We start from the raw sequence: 15,103 nt of genomic DNA, 5'->3' as shown, positions 1-15,103 counted from the left end.
ACCGAGCGTCAGGCGACGTCGTACTCGTCCTCGCGGATCTGGACGTACTTGCCGTTCCTGAACCGGAACTTGCGCTTCTTGTACGTCCCGACGAGCCGGGCCGCACTCACGCCAGCCCCCATCTTCGAGACGCTGAGCGAGCGGTAGCCCCCTTCGTCTGTCTGCAGTTTTCGAGCGGTCTTGAACGCCCAGTCCCAGTCGTCGGGGCCGTAGTCGTGGACGATGTCCGCCATCGCGACGTTCCGGAGGACCTCGTCGTCGATCGCCGCTTTCCACGTTCGGTTGTACGCGGAGAGGTCGCCCTCGCCCGCCAGCCGACCGGCGATCGTGCCCGTGCGGACCGCGACGTGGTCACCTCCCTCGTGGAACGCCGAGGTCGCGCCCATCGCCCCTCCGACGACCGCGATACCCGCCGCCGCGGGCGAGTCGATGGGCCGTGTCGACGAGATGGGATACGTCTCCGTCCCCTTCGACTTCCCGCGTTCCTCGACGAGCGGGAAGTCACTCTCGATGTCGTACTCGTCGCCGTACTCCCGTTCGAGGAGTCGACGGACGTACTCCCGACCCTGCGGGACGCGCTCGTCCTCGGGGCGGAGGAGCTGGTACTTCTCGCGGTCGTCGACCGTCGAGAGGTCCAGCCCGATGGGCATCGTCAGCCCCACGCGGCAGACGTTGTCGTCGTTCGGGAAGATCCAGGGGTACGCCGTGTGGCCCGGCATGTATCCCCACCAGAACTTGATCGCGCCCGACACCTCCTCGAACGCCTCCTCGGGGAACCGCCGGTGTTCCTGGTAGGCGATGTGGTTGGCCGTCGTGGAGGCCAGTCGGTCGGTGATGTCGAACGGGAGGAGCCTGTCGAGCACCTTGTTGGTGACCGTCCGCTGTGGGCCGTCGGCGAGGACGAGGAAGTCGGCCCCGACGTTCGACCCGTCGGCGGTCCTGACCAGGTGTCTGGGGTCGGTGCCGATGGGGTCGGTTTCGACGTCGCGGACGGAGACACCCGCGCGGTACTCGGCACCGCTTCGCTCGGCGCGGTCGCGGAGGAAGTCGTCGAACCGCGCGCGGTTGAAACAGTAGCCGAAGTGGTCGTACGAGGAGTCGATTCCCGTCGAGCGCATCGTCACGGACTCGGTCGGACCGATGAACTCCGCGCGGTCGAGGTGATGCACCAAGACGCCGTCGGGGAACTCGTCGGGATGGATCCCCATGATGTCGACCCAGTAGTCGAGGATCCCGGCGGCGTCCGTCGAATCCGGGCCCAGCCGATCGGGGCGGTCGGCCCGGGGAACCCCCTTCTCCAGTACCAGCACCGAAGCCCCGGTCTCCGCGGCGGCGTGCGCCGCTGACGACCCCGCAGGCCCGCCGCCGACGATGGCCACGTCCACGCGTTCCATACTCCTCCCCGTCGGTGCGGCGATATTAAATCCCATTCTTTGCCGCGAGGGTCAGTCGCCGCCGACGGACGCGTCACGTCGGGCCACGGGCCGGCTCTCGCCGAGCAGCCCGGCGACGAGCGCGGTGGCGGCACACGCGAGCAGGCTCGCGGCGACGAACGCAGCCTCGTAGCCGAACGCACCCGCGAGAACGCCGACGAGCGCCGGTCCGACGACGCCGCCGACCCCTTTGGCGGTCGACCGCAGCCCCATCAACTCCGACTCGCGTCCTGTGGGGGCGACGTCGCCGATGAACGCGAGCGCCCCGGTCGTCATCGCCGAGAACGACGCCGCGATGAGGACGAACGCGGCGGCCGCCACGGCGAGGCGGGCGTCGGGTGACGCGGGGACGGCGGCCGCGGCCGCGACGAGCGCGAAGACGGCGCTGCCGGCCATGCCGACGACGACGAGTCCTTTCCGACCGCTGTCGTCGGCGATCCGACCGAAGACGTACATGAAGACGACCTGCCCCGCCGGGTTGAGCGCGAGCAGCGCCCCCATCTCGAACTCCGACAGTCCGAGGTGGTCGGGGAGGTACACCGGCATCAGCGCGAGCACGCCGAGCACGGTCGCGTTGCGGAGCGCGAGCGCGACGTAGAGCCACCGGAGACCGTGCCGGCGGAGATGCGTCCGGTCGTCGACAGCGGGCAAGAGCCGCCGTCTGACCTCCGCCGTGACGGTCTCGATGTCGACGCGGCCCGCCGACCCCGAAGGCCCCCCGCGTGTCTCGACGAACACGGCCGTGACCGTCGACAGCAGGCTGAAGCCGACGACGACGGCGAACAGCGCCGACGGCAAGAGGAGGCCGAGCAGGACGCCCGCGGCGAACTGGCCGCCCGAGAGCCCGACGGCGCGGGCGCTGTTGAAGAAGCCGAGCGCGCGGCCGCGGCCCGACCCGCCGCCGCGCTCGCTCGACACGGCGAGCATGATCGGCATGAAGCCGGCCGCGAACGTCGCGTACAGCGCCCGGACACCGATCGAGAGCCAGGGGTCACGGACGACGACGAGCGGGGCGATCGCGAGGGTCGCCGCGGCGCTCGTCCCGACGAGCACCGCCTTCCGCCGCCCCGTCACGTCCGCGATCGCCCCCCACACCGGCGCGAAGCACATCAGGCCGACGAAGTAGGCCGTCGAGACGAGGCCGACCGCGAGATCCGACCCGCCGTTCGCCCCGATGGTGAAGCCGAGCGAGGTCCCCATCAGCATCCCGACGACGAAGTGCGTCGCGGCGGCTAGCGCCACCACGACCCGCTGTGGGACGCCCACGCGACCGAACGTCGACTCCGTGGACACGCGTCGGCGTACAGCCCGGGGCTACATAGGGGACGTGGAAGCCGACGACTCCCCTCGATCGCTCGGCGAGGAGACGGCGACCCCGGCCGGTTCGAACGCACTCTTGTCGGCGTCCGTCGAACCACGACTTATGACCGACACGCCACCGGACGTCGCCGTTCTCCGACAGAAGGTCCACGGAATGCCAGCCGCCGAGTACGCCGCCGCGCTCCGCGAGCGACTCCCGGATCACGAGGTGACGCTCGCCGCGACGCCCGACGCCGAACGCGCGGCGCTCGCCGCGCGCGTCGTCACCGGCCACCGTGTCGACCCCGACCACGTAGACGCCGGGATGGACGTGTTCGCGTGTACGTACGCGGGAACCGACCACCTGCCGACCGAGGAACTCGCGGCGGCGGGCGTTGCCGTGACGAACGCCGCCGGCGTCCACGGCCCGAACGTGGCCGAGCACGTCATCGGTGCGATGCTCGCGTTTACCCGTGGCTTCGACACCGCCTGGCGACGCCAGCGCGACCGGGAGTGGCGCTCGTTCCAGGCCGCGGAACTGCAGGGGTCGACCGTCACGGTCGTCGGCCTCGGCGCGATCGGAGAGGCCGTCGTCGAGCGACTCGCGGGGTTCGGCGTCGACACGATCGGCGTCCGCTACACGCCCGAGAAAGGGGGATCGACCGACGAAGTGGTCGGCTTCGACGCGGTCCACGACGCGTTCGCGCGGAGCGACTACCTCGTCCTTGCCTGCCCGCTCACGAAGACGACCGAGGGACTGGTCGACCACGAGGCGTTCGAGACACTCCCGCCCGAGGCAGTCGTCGTGAACGTCGCCCGCGGCCCCGTCGTCGACACCGACGCGCTCGTTCGGGCGCTCCGCCGGAACCACATCCGGGGAGCCGCACTCGACGTGACCGACCCCGAACCGCTCCCCGAAGAACATCCGCTCTGGAACCTCGGGAACGTCCTGATCACGCCGCACAACGCGGGCCACACGCCGCAGTACTACGAACGGCTCGCGGACATCGTCGCCGAGAACGTCAGACGGCTCGACGCCGACGCCGACACCGACGACCTCGTCAACCGCGTCGCCTGACCAGGTGTCAGAACGCGTCGCTCGTGACGATTTCGTTCCGGAGTGTGCCGACGCCCTCGTACGTGATCTCGACGGCGTCACCGGGCTCGACGAGTCCGGGGTTCGCGGGGCTCCCGAAGGCGACGACGTCGCCGGGCTGGAGCGTAAATCGATGGGAGACGAACGAGACGATCTCGTACGGGTCGAACAGCATCAGCTCGGTGTTGGCCTCTTGGCGACGCTCGCCGGCGACGTCGGTGTGCATGTCGATCGCCGTGGGGTCGACGTCCGTCTCGAGCCAGGGGCCGAGCGGCCCGGAGCCACGGAACGCCTTTCGGGCGGTCCGTCCCTGCTGGTCGAGCGCGTCCACGTCGTTCATGATGGTGTAGCCGCGCACGACGTCGGAGACGTCGTCGGGGTCGACGTCGCGGCACTCGACGCCGACGACGGCGGCGAGTTCGCCGGCGTACGTGAGCTCGGCGGTGAACGGCGGGTACGCGATCGGGTCGCCGTGACCGAGGAGCGACGCCGGCGGCTTGATGAAGAAGTCCGGCTCCTCGGGCCGCTCGTACGACATCTGTTCGAGCGTCGTCGCGTAGTTCCGGCCGACGCAGTACAGTGCGGTCGGCTCACACGGTGGGAGGAGCTCCTCCTCGTCGATCTCGTACGCGTCGTCGTCGGTTACCAGGCGGCCGTCGCGGTACTCGCCCGTGACGACACCGCCGTCCGTTCGGGCCCTCGCCAGTCGCATGCGGGGCTGTCGCGCTTCCCGGATCGAAAGCGTGTCGCTTCGCGGTGGCCGAGCGTAGCGAAACGGAGCGGGGGACGCTCGACAGTCAGTCGGACGACGGGGCCACGAGCGGGACGATCCGGGGGAATCGGCGGGACGGCGGACACGGCTGGCTGGCGCTAACGAGTGGTGAACAGGCGGTACACGCTCTGTTCCCGACGCGATGGACCGCACGACCGCAGGACGCGCCGGGACAGCCGTCAGGACATACCCCGGTGCGGCCGCCGCTTCCGGTTTGAACCCTCGGCCGACGGTTACGCCAGCGGCTCGACGAGTTCGACGACGTGACCGTCGGGGTCCTCGAAGAAGACGACGCGCGCGCCGGCCACCGACTGGTCCATCGGCCCCTTCACCAGGCCGTGGTGGTCGATCCGTTCCAGTTCCTCGTCGACCGAGTCGACGCGCAACGAGAGGTGATCCCAGGCGGTGCCCGGCTCGAACTCCTCGACCGTCGGATCGTCGCGGAGTTGGAGTTCGACGCCGTTCTCGTCGGCGACGTATCGGTTCTCGACGCCGTCGGCCTCGAACGACCACGACTCTTCGAAACCGAACTGCTCGTAGAACGCCTGGCTGGCGTCGGCGTCCGCGACGTTCAGACAGACGTGGAGTATCGGTGCCATACCCCAACACGGCAGGCGAAGTTCATAAATCCGGGTGCGGAGTGGCCGCCGCCGGTGAACTCCCATCAGCCCGAAGCGCGAAACACGGACGACCGACCGTCCGCCCTCCGTGACACTCGCGGGCGACGGATCGTCCGCGTCGACGGGGCGGAACTGACGCGTCGGTCACCACACTTTTATCACCATTTACCCGTAGGAATCCGCATGGCTGTCGACGACCCGACACGCGAGCCGTCGCCCGAGACCTCCGCGGCAACGCTGGGCCACGACCGGCCCGACGTCGCGGAGTACCGCGACCTCGCAAGCGATCTCCGCGACGTCCTCGACGGCGGCGTCGAGTTCGACGAGTACGCACAGGTACTGTACGCCACCGACGGGAGCGTCTACGGGGCCCGACCCGCGGGCGTGGTGTTCCCGACGGACATCGAGGACGTCCAGCGGGCCGTGGACGTGGCGACGAGCCACGGCGTCCCGGTTCTCCCCAGGGGAGCGGGGTCGTCGCTCGCCGGGCAGGCCGTCGGCCCCGGCTGCGTCGTCCTCGACCTCTCGCGACACATGGACTCGATCCTCGACGTCGACCCCGACGCGCGGCGCGCGACGGTCCAGCCGGGAGTCGTCCAGGACCACCTCGACGCGCGCCTCGAAGACCACGGGCTGAAGTTCGCCCCCGACCCGGCGTCGTCGGCCCGCGCGACCGTCGGCGGCGGGATCGGCAACAACTCGACGGGCGCACACTCCGTGCGGTACGGGATAACCGACGCGTACACGGAGGAGCTGAAAGTCGTGCTCGCGGACGGTTCACTCATCCGCACCCGCGAGGTCGTCATCGACTCCCCGGAGTACGAGGCGATCGTCGAACAGGACGACCTCGAAGCGCACATCTACCGCACGGTCCGCGGCGTCGTCGAGGACCACGCCGCGGAGATCGAGGAGCGATATCCCACGCTGAAGCGGTGCGTCTCGGGTTACAACCTCCACAAGGTGGTGTACGAGAACGACGACGGCGAGCGCTGTCTCAACCTCTCGAAGCTCCTCGTCGGGGCGGAGGGCACGCTCGGGGTTGTCGTCGAGGCGACGGTGAGTCTCGTCACCCGGCCCGAGGAGACCGCGCTCGTCCTCTACTGCTTCGACGACCTGGTCGACGCGATGCGCGCCGTGCCCGAGGCGCTGGAGTACGGTGCCTCGGCCGTCGAGTTGATGGACGACGAGGTGTTTCGGTTGGCGGCTGAGTCGACCGAGTACGCACAGTACGCCGAGGGGATCCCCGAGGGGACGACGGCGGCGCTCATGCTGGAGTTCGACTCCGAACAGCACGGGGAGTTCGAGGCGGCCATCGCCGAGACGAACGACCACTTCCTCGCCGACGACGCCGAACTCCTCGGGGAGGCACCGCGACGGCGCGAGACCGACGGCGGGGCGACCGCGGGACAGGCCCCGGAGCCGGCGGCCGCGGAGGCCTTCGCGGCTGTCGAGGCGTACACGCCCGAAGCGCAGGCGGACGTCTGGAAGCTCCGAAAGGCCGCGATTCCCCTGCTCATGTCGATGCAGGGCGACCCCAAGCCGTACCCGTTCATCGAGGACGCCTCCGTCCCACCCGAGGAACTCGCCGAGTACGTCCAGCAGTTCGAGCGCGTGTTGGAAGAGAACGGCACGTCGGCGGCGTACTTCGCCCACGCGGGCGTCGGCACGCTCCACATCCGCCCGATCCTCTCGCTCAAAGCCGAACAGGGCATCGAGACGATGCACGACATCGCCGACGCCGTCACCGACCTCGTGCTCGAACACCACGGCGCGTTCTCCGGCGAGCACGGCGACGGCCTCGCGCGGACGGAGTTCAACCCGAAGATGTACGGCGAGGAGCTGTGGACGGCGTTCAAGCAGGTGAAGACGGCGTTCGACCCCGACTGGCTGATGAACCCGGGGAAGGTCGTCTACCGCGACGACGACCCGACAGACATGCGCGACGACCTCCGCTACGGTGCCGACTACTCGTCGCTGGAGCCGCAGACGGCGCTGGACTTCTCCGAGGAAGGCGGCTTCTCACACCTCGTCGAACTCTGCAACGGCTGTGGCACCTGCCGACAGACCGAGTCCGACGTGATGTGTCCCACCTACCGGGCGTCGAAAGAGGAGATCCAGACCACGCGAGGGAGAGCGAACATGCTCCGGGCGGCGATCAGCGGCGACCTTCCCGAGGATGAACTGTACTCCGACCGGTTCCAAGAGGAGGTATTGGACCTCTGTGTCGGCTGCAAGGGCTGTAAGTCGGACTGCCCGACAGGCGTCGACATGGCCAAGCTCAAGACGGAGGTCAAACACCAGTACCACCAGCGCGAGGGGACGTCCGCCCGCGAGAAGCTGTTCGCCGACATCGACTCGTGGTCGCGGCTCGGCAGCACGCTCGCGCCGGTGTCGAACTGGGCGACGAAGGTGCCCGGCGCGCGGACCGTGATGGAGTCCGTGCTTGGGATCGCCAAGGACCGAGAACTCCCGACGTTCACCCGCGAGACGCTCGTCGACTGGTTCGAGGCACGCGGTGGCTCCCGCGTCTCCGCGAGCGAGGCCGCCCACCGCGTCCTCCTGTTCCCCGACACGTATACGAACTACTCGTATCCGGAGCCGGGACGAGCCGCAGTCCGCGTCCTCGAGGCCGCCGGCGTCCACGTGTCGATCCCGACCGATCTCGAGCCCTCGGGACGCGCGGCCTACTCCAAGGGCTTTCTCGACCTCGCCCACGAGCGTGCGGAGGCGAACGTCGACCGACTCCAGGGGAGCGTCGACGACGGCTGGTCGGTCGTGTTCGTCGAGCCCTCCGACGCCGTGATGTTCCAGGACGAGTACCGCGACCTGCTGTCGGGGCCGGCGGTCGAACAGGTCTCCGACGCGGCGTACGGGGTCTGTGAGTACCTCGACGTCCACCGCCTGGACGGGGAGTTACCGACGCCCGCGCCGGAGTCGGCGGGGTCGCTCACCTACCACGGCCACTGCAACCAGAAGGCGACGAACAAGGACCACCACGCCGTCGGCGTGCTTCGGAGAGTGGGCTACGCGGTCGACCCGCTCGACTCGGGCTGTTGCGGGATGGCCGGCTCCTTCGGCTACGAGGCCGAACACTTCGCGCTCTCGAAGGCCATCGGTCGCATCCTGTTCGACCAGGTGGCCGAGAGCGCCGGGGAGCGCGTCACCGCGCCGGGCGCGTCGTGTCGCTCCCAACTCGGCGACCGCGGCCGGGCGGCCGACGCGCCGCCACACCCAATCGAACTCGTCGCCGAGGCGCTTGACTGATGGGGCCCCTCCGCCTCACCGTCGCCGACGCCTCACGGGAGATCGAACTCACGGCCGACTGGACCGACGACGCCCCGCGGACGAGCGCGGCGCTCGCCGAAGCGCTCCCCGTCGCCGGCGACGCCGCGCGGTGGGGCGACGAACTGTACTTCTCGGTCCCGGTCGACGTCGGCCCGGAGAACGCCCGCGCGGTGGTCGACGTCGGTGCGGTCGCGTACTGGCCGGCAGGCTCGAAGCTGTGTCTGTTCTGGGGACCGACGCCGGCGTCCGAAGGCGAGGAGCCGCGGGCGGCCGCGCCAGTGAACGTGGTGGCACACGTTCGGGACGTGTCGGCGCTGACGGCGGTCGACGGCGGGGCGCACGTCCGGGCCGAGGAGGGCTGAGGCGGGGCGGCTCACCGTCGGATCGAGACGCCCGCGAGCGTGCCGACCGCGACGCCGAGGAGGTGTGCGAACTCGGCGGATCCCGAGCCACTGGTCAGAAAGAAGTCGTTGGCGATCAGCGCGAGCATGCCGACGCCGCCGGCGACGCCGAGGAGGTACGCGGCGGTCGATCGCTCCTCGGGACCCTCAACTGCGGTCCGAACGCCCACGAACGAGACGAGCGCGACGACGCCCGCGCTCGCGCCGACGGCACCGCCCTCGACGCCCGCGAGGAGGTAGCTCCACACCTGCGCGGCGGTCCCCGCGAGCGCGCTGACCGCGAAGAGCCAGTACCAGGTCGGCACCGAGAGGTCGGCCTCGGCGAGCGAGCCGTACACGAGTAAAAAGAGGAGGTTCCCCCCGAGATGGGCGAGCGAGGAGTGTGCGAGGGGGGCGAGGAGCCACCCCGGCGACGGCGACGCCGACGCGCTGAACCAAAAGTCGATCGCGGGGTAGCCGAACAGCCACCAGACGATCGACTCGACGGCGAAGGCGGCCACGAGGACGGCCGAGAGGGTCGACGTCGCCGGGTGCGCCTCTCGCCAGCGGCTGAGGTGACCCGCGGCCTCGGACACTCCCATCGCTCGACGGTGGGGGCGGCACCGAGAAAAGGATTCGTGGATCCGAGAAAAAGGACGCGTCGGCCTCAGACCCAGCCCTCTTCGACGAGGAGTTCGCCGTTGAGGAGGGAGGCACCGGCGGCACCGCGGATCGTGTTGTGTGCGAGACAGTTGTACTTCACGCCGTTCGTGGTCCCCTGGATCCCGCCCGCGGAGACGGCCATCCCGCCCTCGCGGTCGCGGTCGAGGCGCGGCTGGGGCCGGGCGGGGTCGTCGAACACGTGGATCAACTGCTCGGGCGCGCTCGGCAGGTCGACGCCCGGGAACGCGCGCATCGCCGCCGCGACCTCGTCGACTGTGGGGTCGTCGGCGAGGTCGGCGAAGACGTTCTCGAGGTGGCCGTCGAGCGTCGGGATCCGGTTGCAGGAGGCGGCGACGTCCATCCCGTGGAGTTCGACCTCGGCGCCGTCGAACGTTCCGAGCAGCTTTCTGGACTCCGTCTCCATCTTCGACTCCTCGCCGCCGATGTTCGGGAGCGCGTTGTCGATGATCTCCATCGAGGTCACGCCGGAGTAGCCCGCACCGGAGACCGCCTGGAGCGTGGTGACGTTCACGCGTTCGAGGCCGAACTCGTCGAGCGCGGCGAGCGTCGGGACCATCGTGATCGTCGAGCAGTTGGGGTTCTTTACGAGCGCGCCGTCCCAGCCGCGCTCGTCGCGCTGGACCTCGATGAGGTCCAGATGCCCGGGGTTGATCTCGGGGATCGTCAGCGGAACGTCCTCGGCCATCCGGTCGTTCGAGGAGTTCGAGGAGACGACGTACCCCTCCTCCAAGAAGCGCGGTTCGACCTCGGCGGCGACCGACGAGGGGAGCGACGAGAAGAGCAGATCGACGTCGTCCGGAACGTCGTCGGGGTGGGTGCGACCGACGGTCATCTCGGCGACGTCGTCCGGGATGGGCGTGTTGACCCGCCACTTCGCGGCCTCGCGGTAGGGTGTCCCCGCCGACGCCTCGCTCGCGGTCAGCGCCGCGAGTTCGAACGTCGGGTGGTCGTCGAGGAGCTGGATGAATCGTTGGCCGACCGCGCCGGTTGCACCGAGGATACCGATCCGTACAGTCATTGGCGTGTGCTTGTGTGGCACTCCCATAAGACGCTTCGGAATCGCCCCGATGCTCACGATCTTTCAGTCGAAGCCGCCTCTCGGAGAGATTACTGGACAAGAGTCTATGATAGGCGGGAAAAAGATCCGGAACAGACACTCGATCGTCGCGTACGGCGTGGTTGCGAACTCCGTGACGGACGAGACGCCTCGTTCGCTGATCACGACAGGGGGAATCGGCACCGATGTGGCGAACCGATAGAAACACGTAGGGCATGTGAGAAATAGCTCCCAAATGTTCAGCAAGGTCCTGGTGGCGAACCGTGGAGAGATCGCGGTTCGCGTCATGCGTGCCTGTGCGGAACTGGGCGTTCGAACGGTCGCCGTCTACAGCGACGCCGACAAACACGCGGGACACGTCCGCTACGCCGACGAGGCGTACAACGTCGGCCCGGCCCGGGCGGCGGACTCGTACCTCGACCACGAGGCGGTGCTCGACGCCGCGCGGAAGGCCGGCGCGGACGCGATCCATCCGGGATACGGCTTCCTCGCCGAGAACGCCACGTTCGCGCGCAAGGTCGAGGAGAGCGAAGTGGTGTGGATCGGTCCGTCGGCCGACGCGATGGAGCGACTGGGCGAGAAGACCAAAGCCCGGAAAGTGATGAACGAGGCCGGCGTCCCCATCGTCCCCGGGACGACCGACCCCGTCGACGACCCCGCCGAGGTCCACGAGTTCGGCGAGGAGTACGGCTACCCCATCGCGATCAAGGCCGAAGGTGGTGGCGGTGGACGCGGGATGAAGATCGTCCGCGACCCCGACGAGGCGGAGGAGAAACTGCAGAGCGCCAAACGCGAGGGCGAGGCGTACTTCGACAACCCGTCGGTCTATCTGGAGCGATACCTCGAAAAGCCCAGACACATCGAGGTCCAGATCCTCGCCGACCGTCACGGGAACGTTCGTCACCTCGGCGAGCGGGACTGCTCGCTCCAGCGCCGACACCAGAAAGTCATCGAGGAGGGGCCCAGTCCCGCACTCACCGACGAACTGCGGGAGAAGATCGGCGAGGCCGCCCGTCGCGGTGCCGACGCCGCGGACTACTACAACGCCGGGACGTTCGAGTTCCTCGTCGAGGAGGAACCGCGGGGAGCCGACGAACTCCTCGGGCCGGACGCGGACTTCTACTTCCTCGAGGTGAACACGAGGATACAGGTCGAACACACCGTCACCGAGGAGATCACGGGGATCGACATCGTCAAGTGGCAGCTCCGGGTCGCCGCCGACGAGGAACTCGACTTCGCGCAGGACGACGTCGAGATCGACGGTCACGCCATCGAGTACCGGATCAACGCCGAGAACCCCGCCGACGAGTTCGCCCCGGCGCCAGGCGGCACGTTCGAGACGTACGACCCGCCGGGCGGCATCGGCGTCCGACTCGACGACGCGATCCGGCAGGGCGACGACCTCGTGACGGACTACGACTCGATGGTGGCGAAGCTCATCGTCCACGCGAGCGATCGTGAGGAGTGTCTGGCGCGGTCCGAACGCGCGCTCCGGGAGTACGAGATCACGGGCTTTCACACCATCATCCCGTTCCACCGCCTGATGATCACGGACAAGGCGTTCACCGAGGGGACCCACACCACGAAGTACCTCGACGAGGAACTCGACCACGACCGGATCCAGCAGGCGGTCGAGCGCTGGGGTCCCGTGGAGTCGTCGGACGACGCGGACGAGGAGGAGGTCACCGAACGGGAGTTCACCGTCGAGGTCAACGGCAAGCGGTTCCAGGTGTCGCTCGAAGAGCGCGGCGCGCCGGCGATCGGGGTGCCCGCCGGCGGTGGGGGGCGGAGTCGCCCCGACGTCGCGACGAACGACGACGGCGGCGCGGCCGTCGCGGCCGACGGCGAGCAGGTCGCCGCGGAGATGCAGGGGACGATCCTCTCGGTCGAGGTGAACGAGGGCGACGAGGTCGCCGCCGGCGACGTCGTCTGCGTCCTTGAGGCGATGAAGATGGAGAACGACGTCGTCGCCGAGGCCGGCGGGACCGTCTCGCAGGTGCTCGTGGGCGAGGGCGACTCCGTCGACATGGGCGACGTCCTCGTCGTCATCGAGTGACCCTGCCGGAACGAAGACACTGCGACGCCACTCACGATGCCCTCCACGCCTGCGGACGGAGCCGACAGCGACGGCACGGAACCGGTTGACAGTCGTGATCCCGGTCATGACCGAGACGAGCGGGACGTGGCGGTCGAGACGGTCTCGGATCTCGTCACGGCGGTGAAACTCGTCGTTGTCGGCGTCGCACTGTTCGTCGCCGCGTTGTTCGGCGGTGCGCTCGGCGGCGGAGGCGGCCAGGTCGCCGTCTTTCTCGTCGACGGTGGACTGGCGGAACTCGCGTTGGGCTACTGGTCGCTCCCCGACGTCTGACGCAGGTCGGCGCTTTCATACCGACCTCGCGTCTCCTCCCTGCATGAACGAGACACGTCGCGCGTTGCTCGCCGAACTGATGAGCGGGCCGGTGGCCGGCCCCGAGTTGGCCGAGCGCCTCGAGGTCTCGCGCGCAGCGATCTGGAAGCAGGTCGAAGCCCTCCGCGACGAGGGGTTCGGGGTCGAGTCGACCGACGACGGCTACGTCGTCGCCACGGTACCGGAGTTCGGCGCGGCGGCCGTCGAGTACGGCCTCGGCGCGCCGTACACGGTCGAGTACCACGACACCGTCGGGAGCACGAACGACCGCGGACGCGAACTCGCGACGGCGGGCGAGAGGGACGTGGTCGTCCTCGCCGACGAACAGACCGGGAGCCGAGGGCGACTCCGCCGGGCCTGGAGCGCACCGTCCGGTGGCGTCTGGCTGAGTGTCGTCTTCCAGCCCGACTGTCCGCCCGCCCACGCCCCGATCTACACCCTCGCCGCGGCCGTCGCGACGGCGCGCGCGGCGCGGGAAGCGGGCGTCGACGCGTCGATCAAGTGGCCGAACGACGTCATCGTGAGCGCAGCGAACGATGGCTCGTCAGACCCGTCTGACGGTGTACTCGTCGACGCCGACGCGCCACGCGGCGGCCGCAAACTGGCGGGCATCCTCACCGAGATGCAGGGCGAGGCCGACCGGGTGTCGTGGCTGCTCGTCGGCGTCGGCGTCAACGCCAACGTCGACGCCGACGCGCTGCCCCCGGGCGCGACGAGCGTCCGCGCGGAGGCGGGCGACGTCGAGCGCCGGCTGTTCGTCCAGCGCCTCCTCGAGGAGTTTCACGACCTCCGCGACGCGCCCGAGGCGGTGCTCGACGCGTGGCGCGAGCACGCCGACACGCTCGGGCGTCGGGTCCGGATCGAGACGGCGACCGAGACGATCGAGGGCGAGGCGGTCGACGTCGCGTTTCCCGGCGCGCTCGTCGTCCGGACCGACGACGGAACGCGGACCGTCCACGCCGGCGACTGCGAACACCTCCGCCCGGCGTGAGCCTCAGAGGAGGACGCGTTTCACGTCGGCCTGTCCCGCCCGGCGGACCACGGCGCGGACGGGGTCGCGAACGCCGGCGAGGTTGTCGGAGTCGCCGTCGAGCACGAGCAGTTTCGCCCGCTTGCCCGCCGCGACGACGCCGTAGTCGAGCCCGGCGATCGCCGCGCCGTTGACGGTCGCCATCCGGAGCACGTCCCTGGCGCTCACGTCGGAGAGCTTCGCCGCGAACTCCATCTCGCGGAACATCGACGGCGAGTCGAGCATGACGTTGTCCGTCCCCAGCGCGACGGTCGTCCGCGCCGCGAGCGCCGCGATCGGCGGGACGCCGACGTTCGTGACGAGGTTCGACCGCGGGCAGACGACGACCGGCGTTTCCTCGCGGGCGACGCGGTCCAGTTGGGCGTCGGTGGCGTGGACCATATGGACGAGAAAGTCCGGATCGAGGTTGAGCGCGGCGTCGACGTCGTCGGGGTCGCGCTCGCCGGCGTGGATGCCGAACCGCTTGCCAGCCTCGCGAGTGGCCCGGCGGAGCGCCGCAAAGTCGCCGTCGCGGGCCCCGCTGGCACCGAAGCCGTCGCTCGCGTCCATCGCGTCGCGGCTCTCCCGACCGAGGACGACCGCCTCGATGTCGAGCCCGTCACGCGCGCGCTCGAACGCCTCGACGCCCGGGACGCCGCCCTCGCGGAACTCGATACAGGCGGCGGTCCCCGTCGCGCGCATGAACCGCAACGAGCGGCGCATCGCTGCGACCTTCTCCTCGTCTGGGGTCTCACGGAGGAGCCGGTGTTTGAGTCCGTCCGGGGGGGCGACGAGTTCGTCGAGCGACAGCCCCGCGCCGGCCTCCTTGGCGATCGAGTCGCCGATGTGGGTGTGGGCGTTGACGAACGCCGGGCAGACGATGTCCGTCGAGTCGGTCTCGACGCGTTCGACGGCCTCGATCCGGCCGTCGTCGACGACCACTCGCCCCTCGATGGGTTCGAAGTCCCGCCCGGTGAGAACGGTCCCCTCCACGTGCATTGGGTTCGATCTCGACGGGGAACGTGCTTGAAACTGTAGGTTCGCGAGTCCCGCGTCGGGGT

Annotated in this window: 13 protein-coding genes; 6 read left to right on the top strand and 7 right to left on the bottom strand. The window is 69.5% G+C overall.

The annotated features are described in order from the left end of the window. Positions 1-8 precede the first annotated feature (8 nt). Both NKJ07_RS02905 and NKJ07_RS02900 read right to left on the bottom strand, forming a co-directional pair. Positions 9-1,394, bottom strand: a complete 1,386-nt coding sequence (locus NKJ07_RS02905) for an NAD(P)/FAD-dependent oxidoreductase (protein WP_318569096.1) — start codon at positions 1,392-1,394, stop codon at positions 9-11. Positions 1,395-1,445: 51 nt separating this feature from the next. After that, positions 1,446-2,726 carry an MFS transporter gene (locus NKJ07_RS02900; RefSeq protein ID WP_318569095.1) on the bottom strand — a complete coding sequence of 427 codons (1,281 nt, stop codon included), beginning with the start codon at positions 2,724-2,726 and terminating at the stop codon, positions 1,446-1,448. A 130-nt stretch (positions 2,727-2,856) separates the two neighbouring features. Between NKJ07_RS02900 and NKJ07_RS02895 the strand changes: the two genes are divergently transcribed. Then, positions 2,857-3,810, top strand: coding sequence for a D-2-hydroxyacid dehydrogenase (locus NKJ07_RS02895; RefSeq protein WP_318569094.1), 954 nt, complete (start codon positions 2,857-2,859; stop codon positions 3,808-3,810). 7 nt (positions 3,811-3,817) lie between these two features. Here the strand turns inward: NKJ07_RS02895 and NKJ07_RS02890 are convergent, their stop codons facing one another. Together NKJ07_RS02890 and NKJ07_RS02885 are read right to left on the bottom strand one after the other, a co-directional pair. Next, positions 3,818-4,540, bottom strand: a complete 723-nt coding sequence (locus NKJ07_RS02890) for a fumarylacetoacetate hydrolase family protein (protein ID WP_318569093.1) — start codon at positions 4,538-4,540, stop codon at positions 3,818-3,820. Positions 4,541-4,833: 293 nt separating this feature from the next. Further along, on the bottom strand, positions 4,834-5,199 hold the full coding sequence (locus NKJ07_RS02885; RefSeq protein ID WP_318569092.1) for a VOC family protein: 366 nt from the start codon (positions 5,197-5,199) through the stop codon (positions 4,834-4,836). A 204-nt stretch (positions 5,200-5,403) separates the two neighbouring features. Here NKJ07_RS02885 and NKJ07_RS02880 point away from each other — a divergent pair, with 204 nt between their 5' ends. After that, positions 5,404-8,484 (top strand): FAD-binding and (Fe-S)-binding domain-containing protein, encoded by a 3,081-nt coding sequence (locus NKJ07_RS02880; protein ID WP_318569091.1) that lies wholly within the window; start codon positions 5,404-5,406, stop codon positions 8,482-8,484. Then, positions 8,484-8,867, top strand: a complete 384-nt coding sequence (locus NKJ07_RS02875) for a cyclophilin-like family protein (protein ID WP_318569090.1) — start codon at positions 8,484-8,486, stop codon at positions 8,865-8,867. Before NKJ07_RS02880 ends, NKJ07_RS02875 begins: the two co-directional genes overlap by 1 nt. An 11-nt stretch (positions 8,868-8,878) precedes the next feature. Here NKJ07_RS02875 and NKJ07_RS02870 read toward each other — a convergent pair whose 3' ends face one another. Together NKJ07_RS02870 and asd are read right to left on the bottom strand one after the other, a co-directional pair. Beyond that, complete coding sequence (locus tag NKJ07_RS02870; protein WP_318569089.1) at positions 8,879-9,487, bottom strand: rhomboid family intramembrane serine protease; 609 nt, start codon at positions 9,485-9,487, stop codon at positions 8,879-8,881. Positions 9,488-9,552: 65 nt separating this feature from the next. Then, entirely contained in the window at positions 9,553-10,587 is a 1,035-nt protein-coding gene (gene asd / locus NKJ07_RS02865; protein ID WP_318569088.1) for an aspartate-semialdehyde dehydrogenase, read from the bottom strand. Positions 10,588-10,861: 274 nt separating this feature from the next. Between asd and NKJ07_RS02860 the strand changes: the two genes are divergently transcribed. The 3 genes from NKJ07_RS02860 to NKJ07_RS02850 are packed head-to-tail and all read left to right on the top strand — an operon-like array spanning position 10,862 to position 14,024. Next, complete coding sequence (locus tag NKJ07_RS02860) at positions 10,862-12,682, top strand: acetyl-CoA carboxylase biotin carboxylase subunit (RefSeq protein ID WP_318569087.1); 1,821 nt, start codon at positions 10,862-10,864, stop codon at positions 12,680-12,682. 36 nt (positions 12,683-12,718) lie between these two features. Then, entirely contained in the window at positions 12,719-12,994 is a 276-nt protein-coding gene (locus NKJ07_RS02855) for a hypothetical protein (protein WP_318569086.1), read from the top strand. A gap of 43 nt (positions 12,995-13,037) precedes the next feature. Then, a complete protein-coding gene (locus tag NKJ07_RS02850; RefSeq protein WP_318569085.1) occupies positions 13,038-14,024 on the top strand; it encodes a biotin--[acetyl-CoA-carboxylase] ligase in 987 nt (328 codons plus the stop codon). 3 nt (positions 14,025-14,027) lie between these two features. Here NKJ07_RS02850 and NKJ07_RS02845 read toward each other — a convergent pair whose 3' ends face one another. Then, entirely contained in the window at positions 14,028-15,041 is a 1,014-nt protein-coding gene (locus NKJ07_RS02845) for an amidohydrolase family protein (RefSeq protein ID WP_318569084.1), read from the bottom strand. Positions 15,042-15,103 lie beyond the last annotated feature (62 nt).

The sequence above is a fragment of the Salinigranum marinum genome (genome assembly GCF_024228675.1).
Classification (GTDB): Archaea; Halobacteriota; Halobacteria; order Halobacteriales; family Haloferacaceae; genus Salinigranum; species Salinigranum marinum.
Note: the sequence above shows the minus strand (reverse complement) of the source record. Positions and strands in the feature narration are given on the sequence as shown.